The 18,814-nt window shown below is 77.0% G+C and carries 15 protein-coding genes and 1 tRNA gene; 6 read left to right on the forward strand and 10 right to left on the reverse strand.

The window, feature by feature from the left end:
* The 3 genes from J5O08_RS12615 to J5O08_RS12625 all read right to left on the reverse strand — a co-directional run.
* Positions 1 to 1,034 (reverse strand): hypothetical protein (locus J5O08_RS12615; RefSeq protein ID WP_218707227.1); only part of this gene is annotated, 1,034 nt, incomplete at its 3' end.
* Positions 1,035 to 1,176: 142 nt separating this feature from the next.
* Complete coding sequence (locus J5O08_RS12620; RefSeq protein WP_218707229.1) at positions 1,177 to 1,839, reverse strand: response regulator transcription factor; 663 nt, start codon at positions 1,837 to 1,839, stop codon at positions 1,177 to 1,179.
* On the reverse strand, positions 1,836 to 3,023 hold the full coding sequence (locus J5O08_RS12625; RefSeq protein ID WP_218707231.1) for a sensor histidine kinase: 1,188 nt from the start codon (positions 3,021 to 3,023) through the stop codon (positions 1,836 to 1,838). The genes J5O08_RS12620 and J5O08_RS12625 overlap by 4 nt, the downstream gene beginning before the upstream one ends.
* 206 nt (positions 3,024 to 3,229) lie before the next feature.
* Here J5O08_RS12625 and J5O08_RS21665 point away from each other — a divergent pair, with 206 nt between their 5' ends.
* Together J5O08_RS21665 and J5O08_RS12635 are read left to right on the forward strand one after the other, a co-directional pair.
* Complete coding sequence (locus J5O08_RS21665) at positions 3,230 to 3,727, forward strand: DUF1269 domain-containing protein (protein WP_218707233.1); 498 nt, start codon at positions 3,230 to 3,232, stop codon at positions 3,725 to 3,727.
* A 58-nt stretch (positions 3,728 to 3,785) separates the two neighbouring features.
* A complete protein-coding gene (locus J5O08_RS12635; protein WP_218707234.1) occupies positions 3,786 to 4,223 on the forward strand; it encodes a hypothetical protein in 438 nt (145 codons plus the stop codon).
* A 15-nt stretch (positions 4,224 to 4,238) separates the two neighbouring features.
* Here J5O08_RS12635 and J5O08_RS12640 read toward each other — a convergent pair whose 3' ends face one another.
* Positions 4,239 to 6,824, reverse strand: a complete 2,586-nt coding sequence (locus J5O08_RS12640) for a LuxR C-terminal-related transcriptional regulator (RefSeq protein ID WP_308281599.1) — start codon at positions 6,822 to 6,824, stop codon at positions 4,239 to 4,241.
* A gap of 314 nt (positions 6,825 to 7,138) precedes the next feature.
* Here J5O08_RS12640 and J5O08_RS12645 point away from each other — a divergent pair, with 314 nt between their 5' ends.
* Positions 7,139 to 8,443, forward strand: a complete 1,305-nt coding sequence (locus J5O08_RS12645) for a DUF1254 domain-containing protein (protein WP_218707236.1) — start codon at positions 7,139 to 7,141, stop codon at positions 8,441 to 8,443.
* 9 nt (positions 8,444 to 8,452) lie between these two features.
* Here J5O08_RS12645 and J5O08_RS12650 read toward each other — a convergent pair whose 3' ends face one another.
* Both J5O08_RS12650 and J5O08_RS21025 read right to left on the reverse strand, forming a co-directional pair.
* Positions 8,453 to 8,659: a hypothetical protein gene (locus J5O08_RS12650; RefSeq protein ID WP_147796328.1), complete on the reverse strand. Its 207-nt coding sequence runs from the start codon at positions 8,657 to 8,659 to the stop codon at positions 8,453 to 8,455.
* 94 nt (positions 8,660 to 8,753) lie between these two features.
* Positions 8,754 to 9,332, reverse strand: a complete 579-nt coding sequence (locus J5O08_RS21025) for a hypothetical protein (RefSeq protein ID WP_255589753.1) — start codon at positions 9,330 to 9,332, stop codon at positions 8,754 to 8,756.
* 88 nt (positions 9,333 to 9,420) lie between these two features.
* Here J5O08_RS21025 and J5O08_RS21030 point away from each other — a divergent pair, with 88 nt between their 5' ends.
* Together J5O08_RS21030 and J5O08_RS12665 are read left to right on the forward strand one after the other, a co-directional pair.
* A complete protein-coding gene (locus J5O08_RS21030; protein WP_308281600.1) occupies positions 9,421 to 10,014 on the forward strand; it encodes a helix-turn-helix domain-containing protein in 594 nt (197 codons plus the stop codon).
* Between the two features lie 293 nt (positions 10,015 to 10,307).
* The gene (locus tag J5O08_RS12665; RefSeq protein ID WP_218707242.1) at positions 10,308 to 11,948 is read left to right on the forward strand and encodes an FAD-binding protein; all 1,641 of its coding nucleotides are present in this window, start codon (positions 10,308 to 10,310) and stop codon (positions 11,946 to 11,948) included.
* Here the strand turns inward: J5O08_RS12665 and J5O08_RS12670 are convergent.
* From J5O08_RS12670 to J5O08_RS21035, 4 genes are all read right to left on the reverse strand, one after another.
* Complete coding sequence (locus tag J5O08_RS12670) at positions 11,854 to 14,385, reverse strand: hypothetical protein (protein WP_218707243.1); 2,532 nt, start codon at positions 14,383 to 14,385, stop codon at positions 11,854 to 11,856. The two genes, J5O08_RS12665 and J5O08_RS12670, sit on opposite strands and share 95 nt — an antisense overlap.
* 164 nt (positions 14,386 to 14,549) lie before the next feature.
* Positions 14,550 to 14,623, reverse strand: a tRNA-Val gene (locus tag J5O08_RS12675).
* Positions 14,624 to 14,672: 49 nt separating this feature from the next.
* Positions 14,673 to 15,137 (reverse strand): redoxin domain-containing protein, encoded by a 465-nt coding sequence (locus J5O08_RS12680; RefSeq protein WP_218707245.1) that lies wholly within the window; start codon positions 15,135 to 15,137, stop codon positions 14,673 to 14,675.
* Between the two features lie 10 nt (positions 15,138 to 15,147).
* Entirely contained in the window at positions 15,148 to 15,567 is a 420-nt protein-coding gene (locus tag J5O08_RS21035) for a DUF3052 domain-containing protein (RefSeq protein WP_147796321.1), read from the reverse strand.
* A gap of 476 nt (positions 15,568 to 16,043) precedes the next feature.
* On the opposite strand from J5O08_RS21035, the gene aceE reads away from it, so the two are divergent.
* Positions 16,044 to 18,794, forward strand: coding sequence for a pyruvate dehydrogenase (acetyl-transferring), homodimeric type (gene aceE, locus J5O08_RS12690; RefSeq protein ID WP_218707249.1), 2,751 nt, complete (start codon positions 16,044 to 16,046; stop codon positions 18,792 to 18,794).
* The last annotated feature ends 20 nt before the right edge of the window (positions 18,795 to 18,814 follow it).

Genomic DNA, 18,814 nt, shown 5'->3' on the forward strand with positions numbered 1-18,814 from the left:
CCCGCGGCGTCCGAGCCGGTTGCCGCCAGCACGGCCGACGACGTCGCCGCCGCCGGCGCGACCGCGTCGGCCGGCAGCGCCGCAGGGCCTACGAGCGCGGGGGCCGCCAGCGCCGCCGCGACCGGCACCGCGTCCGGGTCGGCGGCCGCCACGCAGGACGCCGCGGCGGGGTCGCCGGGCAGCTCGTCGAGCACGGCCGGGTGCAGGACCGTCCGCCCCGGGTGGTCGACCGTGACGGCCGCGTGCTCGACCGTCCGGGCGGGGTGGTCGACCGTCTCGGCCGGGTGCTGCACGGTCGTCGCGGGGTGCTCGACGGTCTCGGCCGGGTGCTCGACGGTGCCCCACTCGTCGGGGACCTCGACGGTCCGGGTGACCGCGGGGTGCTGCTCGACGTGCGTCACCGCCGCGTGCTCGATCGTCTCGGTCCACGCGGCGCGGTCGACGACGGTCTCGGTCCACGCAGGCGTCACGACGGTCTCCCGCTGGTCGACGACCCGCCAGCCGTTCCCGGGGAACGTGGACCGGTCCGCGGTCCACGTCTCGCCGTTGCCGTTCTTCTGCCGCATCAGCCACTCGGTCCGGGTGACGGCCGGGTGCTCGACGGTGCGCGTGACGGCGGGGTGGTCGACCGTCTCGGTCCACGCCGGCGCGTCCACGACCGTCTCCTCCCAGGCCTCCGTGACGACCTCCTCGACGGTGTGCGCGGGCGTGACGAGCACCCGCTCGGACCACGCCTCGCGGACGGTCTCCGTCCACGCCGGCACCTCCTCGGTCCAGGCGTCGCGCACCGTCTCGGTCCAGCCGGGCACCGTGTCGGTCCACGCCTCGCGGACGGTCTCGGTCCACCCGGGGACGTCCTCGGTCCAGGCGGCGGACCGCAGCACCCGCGTCGACGCCGCCGGGGCCGCAGCCGTGCAGACGATCCCGTGCCCGTCCGCCGCCGCGAGGTCCGTCGCCGGTGTCGCGGGGGCGGCCGGGAGGACGAGCGTCGCGCCGGAGACGGACGCGGCGAGGACGAGGGCGAGGGACGACATGGCGGGCTCCTGGTGGCTGTGCGGGGGCGGCCTGCCCGCCCCCGTCGACACCCACCACGCTGCCGCCGCGGGCACCCCCACGGCCTCGTCCGACCGGCTCGTCCGACCCGGTCCGAACGGATGCTCCTCGAGCCCGTGCGGCTCAGCCCGAGCCCGGCGGCACCAGCCCCGCGTCGTGCGCCACGATCGCCGCCTGGGTCCGGTTGTCGACGCCGAGCTTCGTCATCGCGTGCGCCAGATGCGCCTTCACGGTCGGCTCCGCCAGGTACAGCCGCCGCGCCGTCTCTGCGTTCGACAGCCCCTCCGCCACGCAGGCGAGCACGTCCCGCTCCCGGGCGCTGAGCGGCGCGACCCGGTCCCGGGCCTCCTGCGCCAGCCCGGACAGCGCGGGCCCGACGGCGTCGAGCAGCCGCCGGGTCACGGTCGGCGACAGCATCGCGTCCCCCGCCGCCGCGGCGCGGATCCCCCGGTGCAGCTCGTCGACCGAGCTGTCCTTGAGCAGGTAGCCGGCGGCCCCCAGCCGGAGCGCCGGGACGATGTACCGGTCGGACAGGAAGCTGGTGAGGACGACCACGGCCGCGCCGGTGCCCGCCCGCAGGATCTCCTGGGCGGCGCTCAGGCCGTCCATCACCGGCATCTGCATGTCGAGCAGCACGACGTCGGGCCGGTGCGCGCGCACCTGCTCGACGGCGGCCCGCCCGTCGGCCGCCTCGCCGACGACCTCGAGGTCGGGCGCGGCGGCGACGAGGCGGGCGATGCCCTGCCGGAACAGCGCCTCGTCGTCGACGACCAGCACCCGGATCACGCCGGCGTCGCCCGCCTCGGCAGCCGGGCGTCGAGCAGGAACCCGCCCGCCGGCGTCGGCCCGGCGTCCAGCCGGCCGCCGACCAGCGCCACCCGCTCCCGCAGCCCGGCCAGGCCGGTGCCGCCGGTGGTGAGCCCCGTCGGCACCGACCGCGCCTCGGTCGTGAGCACCTGGACGTGCAGCTCGGGCCCGGCGTCCTCGACCAGGACCCGGGTGCCCGCGCCGGGCGCGTGCCGGACGGCGTTGGTCAGGCCCTCGCGGACGACCCGGACGGCGGTGCGCTCCGCGGGGTCGGGCGGGTCGCGGTGCGCGGCGGCGACCACGGCGGTGACGGGCTGCCCGACGTCCCGCGCGGCGGCGACCAGCCCCTCGACCTCCGGCAGCGCGTGCCGGGCCAGCCCGTCCTCGCCGGGGTCCCGCCGCAGCAGCCGCAGCACCTCGCGCATCTCGTCCAGCGCCGCGCGCCCGGTGTCCCGGATCTCCCCCGCTGCGGCGTGCACGGCCGGGTCGTCCGTGGCGGCGTCCAGCAGGTTCGCGTGCAGCACGATCAGGCTGATCCGGTGCGCGACGACGTCGTGCAGCTCCCCGGCGAGCCGGGTGCGCTCGGCCCGCCGGACCGCGAGCGTGGCGGCCTGTGCGGCGGCGCGCTCCTGGGCGACCCGCAGCACCGCCGCGTGCGCCGCCGACCGCTGCCCGCGCCCGGCCAGCCAGGGCACGAGCACGTCGAGCAGCAGCAGGAGCGGCACCGCCACGCCCGTGCGGAACGCGGTGACCTGCCACACGGGCCAGACCATCAGCAGCGCGGCGACCAGACCGAGCCAGACCGCGCGTGGACCGGCCCACCGCGCGACCAGGTACAGCGCGACCGGGGTCGCGAGCACGGGCGACACCAGGCACAGCGCGAGGCAGACCGCGAGCGCCACCACCTCCCGGCGCAGCAGCAGCGTCGCGGCGCCCACCACCTGCGCGGCGGCCTCCCACGCGACGGGCTCGAGCGCGACGCCGGCGCGGGCGCGCGCGACGACCAGGGCCAGGCCGCCCGCGGCGGCGACCGCGGCGAGCGCGAGGCGCGTCGCCCCCGGCGCGAGCACCGGATCCGGCCCCCCCGGGGTGCGACCGGCCCGCTCCTGCGCGCCCGCGTCCGCGGGGTGGCCGAGCGCTGTCGCGGCGCGGTCCTCGGGCATGGCGACTCCCCCCGGTCGTCGGTGCTCGCGACGAGCCTCGCGCCCCGGCGGCCCCGCGGCGTCGTCCTCCGCGGATGACCCGCCGCGGACCGGCGGGGTCACCCGGCCCGGGCGATGCGCGGCGTTCGCCGCCCCGGTGAGGCTGGCAGACGTCCCACCCGGCGACGAGACCGACGAGCACGACGAACCGACGAAGGAGCACGACGGTGGCCACTCTCAGCGTGTGGAAGTTCGAGACCCCCGGCGGCGCGCAGCAGGCCGAGCAGGCGCTCGAGTCGCTGGCGAAGCAGGAGCTCATCCAGGTGCACGACGCCGCCACGGTGTCCTGGGACCCGGACAAGTCGAAGCCGAAGACCCGGCAGGCGCACAGCCTCGCCGCCGCGGGCGCCCTGGGCGGCACCTTCTGGGGCATGCTCTTCGGCCTGCTGTTCTTCATCCCGCTCATCGGCGCCGCGATCGGTGCGGCGGCCGGCGCGCTCGCCGGGTCGCTCACCGACGTCGGCATCGACGACGACTTCATCCAGTCGGTGCGCAGCAAGGTCACGCCGGGCACGTCGGCGCTGTTCCTGCTGTCGTCCGGCGCCGTGCCGGACAAGGTCTTCGGGGCGCTCAAGGAGCAGGGCATCCACCCCGAGCTGATCCAGACGAACCTCTCCGAGGAGGAGGAGGCGCGGCTGCGCGAGGTGTTCGAGCAGAACGCCTGAGCGGTCGCCGGAGCCGGAGCGGGGACCGGGTCACGCCCCGGTCGGGAGGAGGACGGCCATGACGAAGGCCTCCGCGGACCCGGGTACCCGGGTGCGGCCGCGGGAGACCGCCTGGGTCGGCTGGATCTGGTTCGCCGCGCTCATGATGATCCTCATGGGCCTGTGGGGGATGTTCAGCGGCCTGGTCGCGGTGTTCTCGCCGCACACGATCGTCGCCTGGACGAGCTACGGGCTGGCGGCGGTGGACGTCTCGACGTGGGGCTGGGTGCACCTCGCGGTGTCGGCCCTGGTGTTCGTGGTCGGCATCTCCCTGCTGACCACGGCCGCCACCTGGGCCCGGGTGACCGCGGTGGTCCTGGTCGGCCTGGAGCTGCTGCTGCAGTTCGCCGCCCTGCCGGCGACGCCGTGGTGGTCCCTGGTCTCGATCGGGCTGTGCGTCACGGTGCTCTGGGCGCTGGTCGTGCACGGCGGCGAGCTGCGGCCCGTGTCGACCTGACGCGGGGCCGGCGGGTCAGAGCAGGCCGCGCTGCACCGCCGTCCGCACGGCGGCGCGCCGCCCGTCGACGCCGAGCTTCCGGTAGATCGCCCGCATGTGGGTCTTCACCGTGTTGATCGACAGGAACAGCGAGCCGGCGATCTCCTCCGAGGTCAGGGACGACCGCAGGCAGGCCAGCACGTCCCGCTCCCGCGGCGTCAGGTCCCAGGCGGAGGCCCGCGGCGTCGGGGCCTCGTGCTCGGCGACGAGCAGCCGCGTGACCAGCGGCTCGTGCGCGCTCCCCCACTCGAGGTGCGCCGACAGCAGCGGGTGCAGCGCGGCCGCGCGGTCCCGGAGCGGGCGGACGAGCCCGTGCGGCGCCGCGGCCGCCAGCGCCGCCTCCAGCGCCACGTGCGCCGCGCCCGCGTCCTCGTCGGCGTGCAGCGCGGCGGCGGCCGCCAGGTTCGCGACCCGCACCTGCGCGGGCGTCGCCCCGAGGACGGCCGCCGCACCGGCCGCGGCGCGCTCGGCCGCCCGCAGCGCGCGCTCCGCGCCCTCGATGTCCCCGATGCGCAGCAGTTGGTCGCTCTGCCAGCCGAGGGCGAGCGGGTCCGCGAACGCGACCGACGTCTCGTCGACGATCGCCAGCGCCTCGCGCGGCCGGTCCTCGGCGCCCAGCTGCACGGCGGTGAGGAAGTCGCGGAACGCCGTCAGGTGCTCGGGCGCGGCGCCGTCCGGCCAGGGGGCGTCGGTGATCTCCCGGGCCCGCGCGAGCCCGGGCGCGTCGCCCTGCGCCAGGCAGACGATGGCCAGCACGCCCGCGGCGTGCACCGCGACCTCGCGCCGGTTCCGGCCCGCGGCCTCGATCGCTGCCCGCAGGTGCCCGGCGGCCGCGCACAGCTCGTCGCGCCAGTACGACGCGACGCCGCACGCCAGGTGGGCCGAGGCGACGATGCTCGCGCCCTGCCACTCGTGCAGCGCCGCGGTGGCGAGCACGGCCCGCGCCCCGTCCAGCGCGGCGCCGACGTCGCCGCGCAGGGAGGCGGCGAGCGCCTCCTCCGCCCGGCAGCCGAGCTCGAGCGCGACCCAGCCCCGCTCGGCGGCGAGCGCCCCGCCAGCCGCGAGGTGCCCGAGCGCGGCCGGGTCGGGTCCGTACTGCTGCAGCTCCGCGCGGCCCACGAGGTACAGGGCGAGCGCCCGGACGGCGTCGTCGGGCACCCCGCTGTCGGGCACCCCGCCGTCGAGCAGGGCCCGCCCGCGGCGCACCGACTCCTCCAGCGCCGGGCGGCCCGGGCCGAGGAACGTCCGCACCAGCTCGCCGACCCACGCCGGCCCGCCGTCGTCGTCGCCCGCACCGTCGGCCTCGTAGGCGTGCGCGGCCGCGAGCGCCAGCAGGACGTCGGGGTCGCTGCGGTACCGCGGCGGCAGCGCCGCGCGCAGCCCGCGCACCTGGCCGACGTCGCCGCGCACCACGAGGTCCGGCCACCGCTCGCCGAGCACCCGTGCCGCGAGGTCCGGCGCGTGCCCGTCGAGGGCGTGCCGGATCGCCGCCGCAGGGTCGCGAGGACCGAGGTGGGCCGCGACCACCCGGTGCGCCACCCGCGCCGCGAGCGGGTCCCGGCGGGTCAGGACGACCCGCGCGTGCGCGGCCACGAGGGCGTGCCACCGGTACACCGGGCCGTCACCGGCGTCGCCGACGTCGGTGAGGAACAGCCCGCGGCCGACGCACTCGTCGAGCAGCCGGGCCCCGCCCGGCACCAGCGCCTCGGCGAGCTCGGGGTCGACCTGGTCGGCCACGCTCGCGCGCAGCACGAAGTCGGCGAGGTCGTCCGGCAGCGACCCGACGACCTCCTCCACCAGGTACCCCGTGATCGGCACGTCGCGGTCGCGCAGGTGCGCCAGCGGCTCGCCCGACCCGCTGAGCACGTCCGCCGCGAGCGCCAGCCGCACCGCGACCGGCCAGCCGCGCGTGATCTCCCAGAGCGCCCGGACCGCCGCGGCGTCGCCCGGGACGCCCACCGCGCGCACGACGTCGCCAACCTCCTCCTCCGTGAACGCCAGGGTCCGCTCCCGGAGCTCGCCGACCTCGCCGGCCATGCGCATCCGGTTGACCGGCAGCGCCGCGTCGTACCGGCCCGCCAGCACGAACCGGGGACCGGCGTAGCGGAGCACCGGGCCGAGGACCTCGCGGGAGGTGCGGGCGGAGAGCAGGTGCACGTCGTCCAGCACCACCACCGTCTCGGGCGGCAGCGCCTCGAGCGCCGTGACCAGGGCGTCCAGCCGCCGGGCGACGGTCGCCACCCCCCGATCGGGCACCGGGTCCTCCTCGGGCCGGGCGCCGGGCGCGATCCGCGCGAGCGCGTCGCCCAGGACCCGCACCAGGCGCCCGGGCTCGTCGTCGAGCGGGTCGAGCGAGACCCACGCCACCCGGCCCGGCGCGCGCGCCACCCACTGCGCGAGCAGCGTCGTCTTGCCGAAACCCGCCGGCGCGCTCACGACCGTCAGCCGGTGCGCGGCCACCGTCGCCGCCAGCGCCTCGTCGCACCGCGACCGCACGACCAGGCCGCGCGGCGGTCGCGGGACCGTGAACTTGCCCCCCGGGGCCGCGCGACCGCGAGGCACGCCCGGTCGCCCACGACGTGCCGCCCCGCCGATGTCCCCAGCGTCCATTCCACGCCCCCCGACGCGTGCCCGACCTCACCGTAGACCGCCTGCTCGCGCGTCCCGGGTTGGCCCGCCACCACAGTGACAGATCCGGGGTGATCGTGAGTCACGTTCTCCCCTGACTCCCTCACCCGCGCCGGGTGAGCCCGGGGCCCGCGCGCAGATCCGCGGTCCCGCGGTGCCCGGCTCACGCGCCGCGGGTGAGGCCACGCGCGGCGCGCACGGCTGTGCTGGTGGGCGTCGGTGCGGGACGGGCGCGAGGACGGTGGGCGATGCCGGAGACCCTGCCCGCACCGGTTCCGGTCCCGCACGACCCGGAGGTGGTGCGGGCCGCCGCCGAGGCCGCGGTGTGGGCGCACCCCGCGCTCCTGGGATACCGGGAGCTGCGCACCGAGCTGCGGACCGGGGTCGCGGCGCTCGGGCTGCTCGACCACGACGACGGGCCGCCCGCGCCCGGCGACGGCACCCGGTCCGCGGACCCGCTGCTGCTGCGGTCGAGCGCCTGGCTCGACCTGCGGGCCGAGCCCGCCGTCGTCGGCCACGCCGACCTGCCCGCCGGGCTGTACTCCGGGGCGCAGGTGATCGACCTGCTGGGGCGCACCGTCGCCCACGTCGGGGCCGCGCGAACCGGGACGCGCGCGGGTGACTGGGCCGTCGTCGGCCCGGGCTGGGACGGGCCGGTCCCGCCCGGGGTGCGTGGGGTGCTGCGGTCGGCGTCGTCGCTGGTGCGGGTGCTCACCCGCACCGCGGTGCCCCGGCCCGGCGACCTGCCCGCCGCGCGGGCCGTGCAGCGGGCGTACCGGGTGCGGCCCCTGCACGCGCTCGGCGGCGTCACCCCGCCCCGGCCGGCGCCGTCGGTCGCGTGGCTGCCGTGGGACGAGGAGCGCGCCTGGGGGGCCGGGTTCGTCGACTACCTCGCCCTGCTGCTCCGGCTCGCGCGGCCCACCGATCCGGCGGACCGCGAGCGCGTCGAGCGGTGGGTACGCCTCGGCGTGCTGCCCGGCGGGCCGGACGGGTGGGGGGCGCGCGGCCCGGACGCGCGGACCCGGGTGCTGGTCGCCCGCGGGGCGGCGCTGGGGGCGGCGCAGCTCGAGGACGCGCTGCGCCGGGAGGGCCTGGAGGCGGCGACGGAGGGCGGGGCCGGGGCCGGGTCGGCGGCGCTGCGGCGGGCCGTCGCCGCGGAGCACGAGCTGCACGCGCCCGAGCCCGACGAGGTCCGCACCCTGCGGTGGCGCGCCGTCGACGGCGAACCCCTGGCCGGCCACCGGCGGTACCGGATGACCCTGCCCGCCCCGGTCCCCGCCCGGCTGCACTGGTCGCTCGCGGCGCACGCCGAGCCGTCGGGCGAGCTCGTCGCGAACCGCGCCCGTCGGTACGCCCTCGGACCGGGGACGCCGGACCTGCCCCGGGCACCCGACGGCGCGCTGGTCGTGGCGCTGCAGCACGAGACCCCGGTCGACGCCGCCGGCCGGGCCGGGTGGCTCCCCGTGCCGCCCGGGCCGTTCAGCCTGGTGCTGCGGCTCTACGCCCCGGAGCCGGGGCCGGGGTGGTCGCCGGTGCTCCGCGCCCTGGTGTGACCGCCGGCGTCACGCGCGGCGGGACACCGCCTGGAGCTCCGCGATGTCCACCCCGAGGTCGCAGAGCAGCGCCACCACCCCGGTCAGGCCCGAGGCGTCCGGCACCTCGCAGGACAGGATCGCTCCGTCCCCGGTCGGCGCCGCCACGATGTCGGCGTAGTCGCCCAGCCCGCCGAGGTCCCGCTCGGGGCCGACGACCCGGATGTGGTAGAGCACCGCCCCGCCCCCTCCCGCGCCGCGTCCTGACCCGACGCCGCCAGCGTGCCGTCCGGCGCGCGCCGCGTCGTCACGCGCCGGGGGTGAGCCGCGGTCAGGAGAGGACGACGGCGACGGCGACGGCGGCCTGCGTCTCGGACTCGACCTCGTACGACCAGCCGGCGCCGAGCTCCTCCAGCGGCAGCACGGTGACCAGGGGGTCCGCGTCCGGGTCTGCCCCGTTCGAGCACGCCACATCCGCCTCGCCGACGACCTCGCCGCCGACCCGGACGGTCAGGTGGGCACCGCGGCCGCGCTCCGAGGCGCACACGACGGTGAAGTCGTGCGCCCCGCGCTCCGGGGCCTCCGACGAGCTGCCGGTCATCGCCATCCCGGGGCCGCCCGTCCCCCCGACGGCCCCGAAGCCGCTCTCCGCCGTCATGATCCCGTGGGCGCGCTCCGACACCCGTGCCCCGGCCACGTCGGGGTCGTACGTGCCGCCGCCCGCGGCCTGCGCGCCGAGCACCGCCGCGACGGCGACAACCGGGACCGCGAGCGCCACGAGCGGGACCCAGCGGCGGGCGGGGCGGCGAGCCCCGGGCCGGCGGTCGGGGTCCTCGGCGGGGGCGTCGTGCACGACCTCGACCAGGTCGCGAGGGCGGGCGCGCGCGGGACGGTCGTCGTCGGCAGCCATCCCCCGAGCCTCGCACGCGGCACCGGCGCCGCGCGGGCGTTCGGCCCACCGGCTCCGCCCCGCCACCCGGGTCCCCTACCCTCGGCACGTGGCGGAGCGACGGGACGCGGTGCGCAACCGGCGGCTGATCGTCGCCGCGGCCGAGGCCGTGTTCCGCGAGGAGGGCGCCGCGGTCCCGCTCGACCGCGTGGCGCAGCGGGCCGGCGTCGGCCGGGGCACGCTCTACCGGCACTTCCCCGACCGGCTCGCCCTCGTCGCGGCGGTGTACGCGGCGCGCGTCGACGCGCTGGAGCGGCACGTCGGCACGCTGCCGCCGGAGCGCCTGGTCGAGCACCTGGTCGCCGAGATCGGGGCGCAGCAGGTCGCCGCGCCCGGGCTGTTCGGGGCCGTGCACGCCGCCGACGACCCGGCGGTCGCGGAGGTCGAGCGCCGGGCGGGCGCGCTGCTCGACGCGGCGCTGGCGGACGCCCGCGCCCGGGGCCGCGTGCGACCCGACGTGACGGCCGACGACTTGCGGCTGCTGTTCGCGATGTCGGAGGGGGTGCTCGCCGTCGAGAGCGGGGACGCCGCCGCCCGGCACCTGCGGCGCGCGCTCGTGCTCGGGCTGCGCGGCCTGCTCGTCGACGCGCCGGACGAGCTCCCGGCCGCGACGCTCGTCGTCGACGGCCCGGCCGACGCCTGACCCGCGCGGGGAACGCCGCGCGCCGGCTCCGCGCCCGCTCCCCTCCGCCCCCTCTGCCAGCGCGCCCGCCCCTCCGGCCGCCCCGCCTTCCGGCCGACCGAGCAGCCGACACGTCGAGCGAGTAGGCGCTGGCTACCCGCTCGACGCGTCGAGTACTCGCTCGGTGCACGCGACGCCGCGTCGCGCCGCGTCACGCGCCGGCCACCCGCCCGGCCGTTGCGCCGCGGCGCCCTCGCGGGCCATGCTGAGGCCTAAACGGACATCGGTGTCCGGATCGCGTCGAGGAGGACCGCATGGGCACGAGCGACGAGCACGTCTACGACGTCGTGGTGGTGGGCACCGGCGCGGCCGGGTTCGCCACGGCGCTGGGCGCGGTGGACGAGGGCCTGAGCGTGCTCCTGCTGGAGAGCACGGACCGCTGGGGCGGCAGCACGGCGATGTCGGGCGGCGGCATGTGGCTCCCGGACAACCCCCTGATGCGGCGCGACGGCGTCGGCGACTCCCGCGCCGAGGCGCTCACCTACCTCGACGCGTGCGTGGGCGACGTCCGCCGGGCGTCGGACCGGGCACGCAAGGAGGCCTTCGTCGACGGCGTCGCGGACTTCGTCACCACGGCGGAGCGGCACGGCATGCGGTTCGTGCGGGCGACCGACTACCCGGACTACTACCCGGAGCTGCCGGGCGGGAAGATCGGCCGCGCGATCGAGGCGAAGCCCCTCGACACGAAGGTGATCGGCGACTGGTGGTCGACCTGCCGCGCCCTGGTCCCGCTGCCGATCAAGACCGACGACATGTGGCTGCTGGAGCGCGCCTGGTCGACGCCCGCCGGGTTCGTGCGCGGCGCCCGGTTCGTGTTCCGCACCCTGGGCGCGGTGGCCCGCGGGCAGCGCCTCGCCGGCATCGGGGCCGCCCTCGCGACGTCGTTCCTCGACGCGGTCGTGCAGCGCGGCGGCGCGTCGCTGTGGCTGGAGAGCCCGCTGGAGCAGCTGGTCGTCGAGGACGGCCGGGTCACGGGTGTGCGGGTCACCCGCGAGGGCCGGCCGGTCGTGGTGCGCGCCCGCCGCGGCGTGATGATCGCCGGCGGCGGGTTCGAGCACAACGCCGAGTGGCGGCAGAAGTTCCACGGCATCGACGGCGCCCCGTCGGGCAACCCCGGCAACGTCGGCCGGCCGATCGCGATCGCGCAGGAGGCGGGCGCGGCGGTCGAGCTCATGGACGACGCGTGGTGGGGTGCCTCGGTGGCGTCGCCGACGCCGGGCGAGCCGCCCGCGTTCCTGGTCGGCGAGCGCTCGCTCCCCTACTCGATCCTCGTGGACGCCCGCGGCGACCGGTTCGCCAACGAGTCCGAGTCCTACGTCGACCTCGGCCACCACATGCTCGAGCACGACCCGGACGGCGCCTACTGGCTGGTCGCCGACGCCCGGCACGCCCGCCGCTACCTGCGGAACTACGCCCTCGACCCCCGCGCCCTGCGCGCCCTGGCCGACGCGGGGCTGTACGTGAAGTCGCCGTCGCTCGCCGACCTGGCCGACCGGATCGGCGTCGACCCCGCGCGGTTCCGGGCCACGGTGCAGCGGTTCAACGGCTTCGCGCGCTCGGGCGTCGACGGCGACTTCGGCCGCGGCAACTCCGCCTACGACCGGTACTACGGCGACCCGACGGTGCACCCGAACCCGAACCTCGGCCCGCTGGAGCGCGGCCCGTTCACCGCGTTCCGGGTCGTCATCGGGGACCTCGGCACCAAGGGCGGCGTGCTGACCGACGCCGACGGGAGGGCGCTGCGCGAGGACGGCAGCGTCGTCGACGGGCTGTACGCGGCCGGGAACAGCTCGGCGTCGGTCATGGGCCGGACGTACCCCGGGCCGGGGTCGACGATCGGGCCTGCGGCGGTGTTCGGCCTACGAGCGGCGCGGCGGATGGCGCGACCGGCGTAGGCCCGCCCGGGCGGGCGGTGCGGCCCAGGAGCCACGTCGCGCACGCGGCCACCAGCAGCGGCACCGCCAGCCCGACGCCGGTCGCGGGCACGACGACGCCGGAGTCGTTGATCGCGAACCCGAACCCCAGCGCGACCCCGAGCGCCGTCAGCCCGCCGACCAGGAGCGGGGCGTCGTTCGTGAGCGCGCGCAGCGGCGCGCCACCCGACAGCCACGCGTACGGACCGCCGTCGGCCGCCCGCAGCGCCGAGCGCGCGGGGCGGCCGAGGAGGATCACGACGAGCAGCAGGCCCCCGATCGCCAGCAGGGTCTGCTCGCTGCCGAGCAGGATGCGCAGGTTGGTCCCGGCCTTCCGGAGCAGGACGCCGCCCAGCCCGCCGTCCAGCACGGTCTCGACGAACCGGCCGAGGTGCGTCCTCTCGTCGGCCGGCCGCAGCCAGTCGAGCACGGACAGCACGACCGAGGCCGAGATCCCCGCGCCGACCACCAGCACCAGCCGGCGCCAGCCGAGCCGGGCCCCGGCCGTCACCACGACCAGGACGAGGAAGCCCGCGACGACCACCGGCGGGCCGCCGAAGTTCGCCCCGGTGGTCGGCGTCGTCGACACGATGCCGGACACCACCCCGAGGGTCAGCAGCCCGGTGAGCGCGACCACCGCGGTCGCCGCCCGGCGCCGGCCACGGCGGACCAGGGGGTCGACGAGCGCGACCGCGCCCAGGGTCGTCGCCGTGACGAACAGGGCGAGCGCCGGGTTGCCGAACCCGTAGAACCGCCCGGCCACCAGCGAGCCCGGGCCCATCAGCGAGTCGAGCGACAGCCGCGCCCCGAGCGCGACGTCCAGGCCGAGCACCGTCGCCGTGATCGCGGCCACGACGCCGACCGGGCCGAGCGGGACGTGCCGCCACGCCGGGACCGCGTACGCCGCCGCCGACGCCACGAGCGCGAACGCCGCCACGAGCAGCCCGAGGACCCACCCCGGCTCGCCCGAGCGCCACCACGGCACCAGGTTCGCCAGGAACGTCGCCACCGGGATCGACGCGACCGCGACCGCGGCGACGCGGAGCACCTCGAGCACCCCGCGGGCCTGGGCCTGCTCCTGGTCCGCGTGGGGCGCCTCCGTGGCAGCCCGGGACCGCCGGCGGACCCACGCGAGGAGCGACCGCCCACGGCGGGTCAGCCCCACGGTCACCGCGGCGTACAGCGCGAGGTTCAGGCCGACCCACAGCACGTAGAACCCCGAAATGCGCGGCGCGACCGCCTGCGCGCGCCGGTTCTGGTCGACGAGCGCCGCGACCCGCTCGGCCCCCGTCCGGTCGTCGGCGGCGGCCCGGACCGGCGCGCCCACGAGCGCGCCCGCGGCGGCGTGGTCCCGGATGCCGAGCGCGTCGAGGACGGTCGGCGCGACGTCGGTCGTCTGCAGCAGGCCGGGCTGCCGCGTCGAGGCGGAGCCGAGCAGGCCGCCGGGCTCGCCGGGGCCCGTCGCGGCCGCCACCTGCAGGTGCGCGCGGCGGCCGGAGTCGGCGACCGAGACCAGCAGCACCGTCGGGTCCGTACCGGACGCGCGGGCGCCGTCGAGGACGGCACCGAGGCGGGCGTCGAGCGCCCGCACCTGCTCGGCGCGGTCCGGTTCGGCGACGACCTCGGGGCCGACCTCCTGGGCCGGGTCGGCCTGGGTGGGGCCGGACCCGTCCGCCTCGTCGCCGGCGGGGTCGCCCGCCGCGCGGTCCCGCGTCGCCCGGCCCGGGTCGCGCACCGAGCCCGCGTCCACGACCACCAGCGACGACCCGGCCAGCGCAGCCGCCGTCGCGTCGCGCAGGTCGTCGACGCCCTCGGGCCGGTCGATGTGCTCCCCCACCACCCGGCCGTCCGCCTCGGCGAGCGCGATCGCCGCGCCCGGCCCGATGCCGGTCGCGGCGAGAGCCGACGACGCGACGGCGTCGCCGAGCAGCCCGAGCCGGGAGTCGTACGCGGAGGCGTCCGTCGCCGCGACGTAGTCGCCCCAGCCCGGCACCCGGCCCGCCGCGTCGGGCTCGGCCAGGGTGCGGCAGCTCCCGTCCGCGACCCGGGTGTCGTCCGCGCGGCCGCCCGCGCCGACGGCGAGCCAGCCGGCGCTCGGGCAGGTGAACGAGCGCACGCTCCGGACGACCGTGCTCCCGACGGCGCCCGTCGCGGCGAGCTCCGCGAGCGCCGGGGTGCCGACGGCGCTCAGGTCGTCCCAGCGCAGGCCGGTGACGCCGACGAGCAGCACGGGCGACGGCGCCTCGGCGGGCTCCGCGGGGGCGGGCGACCCGGCGGGCACTTCGGCCGCGCGGTCCGCCGCCCCCGACAGCCCGCCGGGCACCCCGGCCGACGCCGCCAGCGGGGCCACGAGCACCGCCAGGAGCAGGGCGGTCAGGGTCGCCAGGGCACGGCGGAGCAGCGGGGAGAGCGGGGGCACTGGTTCACCGTACGAGCCGCCGCACCCACGCACCGGCCACTCAGGCGGCGTGGCCGTGCGACTGCCCGGGCTGTGCGCGGGACGCTCACGAGATCGTCACGAGGTGCCGGCGACGGACCCGCGGACCGGCACCGGGTGGCGTGGGTGCGTCGGTGCGGGTCGGGTGGGCCCGGCCGGTCTCGAACCGACGACCTCCGCGGTGTAAGCGCGGCGCTCTGACCAACTGAGCTACAGGCCCCTGCTGCGGTGCGCAGCCTACCGGTGCGGGTGCCGCCCCCGGACGCAGGTCACAGCCCCGCGACCGCCTCGCGGTACGCCGCGAACGGCCGCGCGACCCCGGCGGCGGACTCGACCGACCACCGCAGGACGCCCGCGGTGTCGAGCAGGAACGACCCCCGCCGCGCGTACCCGTCGACCTCGTCGAGCACGCCGTACGCCCGCGCTGCGGCGCCGTGCGGCCAGAAGTCCGACAGCAGCGGGAACGTGTACCCGTCCTGCTCGGCCCAGGCGCGCAGCGACGGTCCGGGGTCGCAGGACACGGCCCGGACGTCGACGCCCGCGAGCTCGGGCAGGTGCGCCTGCAGCTCGGTGAGCTCGGCGGTGCACACCCGCGAGAACGCGAACGGCACGAACACGAGCAGCACCGGTCGGGCGGACGGCCCGCCGACGGCCACCGGCGCGCCGTGCGCGTCCGGGAGCGTCAGCGCGGGCGCGGCGGCACCGACGACCGGCGGCCCCGCGGCCCCGCTCACGACCGGGAGGTCAGCGCCCGCGGCCGCGGCTGCCGAGGCGCGTCGCGGACCAGTCGCCCGCGATCGAGAACGTGCTCGTCGCGTGCAGGCCGGCCGTCGTCGCGGCCTCCTCGATGTCGTCGTGCCCGACGTGGCCGTCGCGGCCCGGCTTGGGGGTGAGGACCCACATCTGGCCGCCGTCGTCCAGCACGGTCATGGCGTCCATGAGGGTGTCGGCCAGGTCGCCGTCCTCGTCGCGGAACCAGATGACCACGCCGTCCACGACGTCGTCGTAGTCCTCGTCGACGAGCTCCGTGCCGGTGATCTCCTCGACCCCGGACCGCAGGGCGTCGTCGACGTCGTCGTCGTAACCGAACTCCTGGACCACCTGGCCCGAGGTGAACCCGAGACGGCCCGCCCCCGAGGGAGCGTCGCCGGTGCTGGATGCCACGTCCTGACCTGTTCCTTCCGTCGGGCGTGCCGGGCCGGTCCCGAGCACCACCTGTTCGATGATCACCGAACGGTAGCCCACCGCACCCCACGTCCGCGTGGCAAGCGGCGTCGTGGCGCCGGGATGTCGGTGCGGCGCGGACCAGCGCGTCCGGCCCGCAAGACGGCGCCGCCGGGCCGCGGCCCGCGCCCGGCACCCCATCCCGCGGCCCCCGCGGGCGGTGCGACCCGCGCGCGCACCACGGAAAGGGCCGGTGACGTGCCCGGACGTGACCGGGGCCACCCTCCTGAGAGCCGATTGTCACGGACGTCACGCATCCCGACTGGCGGACTGGGAGACTTTCGGTGTCCGGACGGCGGACAATGGTCCTACTACCCGCCCGGCGGCGGCGCGCACCGAAACCGGCGCGCACGCCGGCGGGCCGAGATGCGCACCGGGGCCGACCGGCCCCCCGCGTGGAGAGGCGAGGAGCACTGGTGGCTTCGAAGGACGAGCGCGGACCGCTCATCAACGGCCTGCTGAGCCAGGTCCCGGACGTGGACCCCGAGGAGACCTCCGAGTGGGTCGAGTCCATCGACGGGCTCATCGACGACAAGGGCGGCCCCCGCGCCCGCTACGTGCTGCTGAGCATGCTCAAGCGCGCGCGTGAGCGGAACGTCGCGGTGCCGGCCGAGCTGAACACGCCGTACGTCAACACCATCGGCGTCCACGAGGAGCCGTACTTCCCGGGCGACGAGGTGCTGGAGCGCCGGTACCGCTCGTGGAACCGGTGGAACGCCGCGGTCATGGTGACCCGCGCGCAGCGCCCCGGCGTCGGCGTCGGCGGCCACATCTCGTCGTACGCGTCGGTGGCGACGCTGTACGAGGTGGGCCTCAACCACTTCTTCCGCGGCAAGGACCACCCGGGCGGCGGCGACCAGATCTACTTCCAGGGCCACGCCTCCCCCGGCGTCTACGCCCGCGCGTTCCTCGAGGGCCGGCTGTCCGAGCACCAGCTCGACGGTTTCCGCCAGGAGGTCTCGCACCCGGGCGGCGGCCTGCCGTCCTACCCGCACCCGCGCCTGATGCCGGACTTCTGGGAGTTCCCGACGGTGTCGATGGGCCTCGGCCCGGCGTCGGCGATCTACCAGGCGTGGACCAACAAGTACCTGCACCTGCGCGGCATCAAGGACACCAGCCAGCAGGACGTCTGGGCGTTCCTCGGCGACGGCGAGATGGACGAGCCCGAGTCGCGCGGCATGCTGCAGCACGCTGCCCAGCAGGGTCTCGACAACCTGACCTTCGTGGTGAACTGCAACCTGCAGCGCCTCGACGGCCCGGTCCGCGGCAACGGCAAGATCATCCAGGAGCTCGAGGCGCAGTTCCGCGGCGCCGGCTGGAACGTCATCAAGGTCGTGTGGGGCCGCGAGTGGGACGCCCTGCTCAACGCCGACAAGGACCGCGCGCTCGTCCACCTGATGAACGAGACGCCCGACGGCGACTACCAGACGTACCGCGCGGAGAACGGCGCGTTCATCCGCGAGCACTTCTTCGGGCGCGACCCGCGCACCAAGCAGCTCGTCGAGAAGATGACCGACGACGAGATCTGGGCGCTCAAGCGCGGCGGGCACGACTACCGGAAGATCTACGCCGCCTACAAGGCCGCGCGCGAGCACACCGGGCAGCCGACCGTCATCCTGGCGCACACCGTCAAGGGCTACGGCCTGGGCTCCGGCTTCGCCGGGCGCAACGCCACGCACCAGATGAAGAAGCTCAAGGGCGCCGAGCTCAAGGCCCTGCGCGACTCGCTCTCGATCCCGATCACGGACGAGCAGATCGACGAGAACCCGTACCTGCCGCCGTACTTCCACCCCGGTCAGGACGACCCGGCGATCCAGTACCTCCAGGAGCGCCGTCGCCAGCTGGGTGGCTACGTGCCCGAGCGCCGCTCGACGCACAAGCCGCTGACGCTGCCGGGCGACAAGGCCTACGAGCTGCTGAAGAAGGGCTCCGGCACGCAGGAGGTCGCCACGACGATGGCGCTCGTGCGGCTGTTCAAGGACCTCGTGAAGGACAAGGAGCTGGGCAAGCGCCTGGTCCCGATCATCCCCGACGAGGCCCGCACGTTCGGCCTGGACTCGATCTTCCCGAGCGCGAAGATCTTCAACACGAACGGCCAGAACTACCTCGCCGTCGACCGCGACCTCATGCTCTCCTACAAGGAGTCCGAGTCCGGCCAGATCATGCACACCGGCATCAACGAGGCCGGTTCCGCCGCCGCGTTCCAGTCGGTGGGCACGTCGTACGCCACGCACGGCGAGGCGCTGATCCCGTTCTACTTCTACTACTCGATGTTCGGGTTCCAGCGGACGGCCGACCAGTTCTGGGCGGCCGGCGACCAGATGACCCGCGGGTTCCTCATCGGCGCCACCGCCGGCCGCACCACGCTGACCGGCGAGGGCCTGCAGCACGCCGACGGCCACTCGCCGCTGCTGGCCGGCACGATGCCGCACGTCGTGCACTACGACCCGGCGTACGGCTACGAGATCCGGCACATCGTCCGCGACGGCATCCAGCGGATGTTCGGCAGTGCTGTCGGCGACACCCGTGACCCTGATGTCATCTACTACCTCACGGTCTACAACGAGCCGATCGTCCAGCCGGCCGAGCCGGAGGACGTGGACGTCGAGGGCATCCTCAAGGGCATCCACCTGCTCTCCCCGGCCGAGGGCGACGGGCCGAAGGCCCAGATCCTCGCGTCCGGCGTGGCGGTGCCGTGGGCGCTCGAGGCGAAGCAGCTGCTCGCCGACGACTGGGGCGTGCACGCCGCGGTCTGGTCCGTGACGTCCTGGAACGAGCTGCGCCGCGAGGCGCTGGCCGCCGACCAGCACGCGTTCCTGAACCCGGGCGAGGAGGCGCGCACGCCGTACCTCACCGCCAAGCTCCAGGGCGCCGAGGGCCCGTTCGTCGCCACGACCGACTACGACCACCTCGTCGCCGACCAGGTGCGCGAGTGGATCCCGGGCCGGTACGCCACGCTCGGCGCCGACGGGTTCGGGTTCTCCGACACCCGCGCCGCCGCCCGCCGGCACTTCAAGATCGACGGCCCGTCGACCGTGGTCCGCGTCCTGCAGCAGCTCGCCCGCGAGGGCAAGGTCGCGGCGGACGCCCCGGCGCAGGCCATCGAGCGGTACCGGCTGCACGACGTGACCGCCGGCACCTCGGGCAACGCGGGCGGCGAGTCCTGACCGGACGAGCCTGACGCACG

The organism is Cellulomonas sp. PS-H5 (assembly GCF_019265565.1).
Classification (GTDB): domain Bacteria; phylum Actinomycetota; class Actinomycetes; order Actinomycetales; family Cellulomonadaceae; genus Cellulomonas.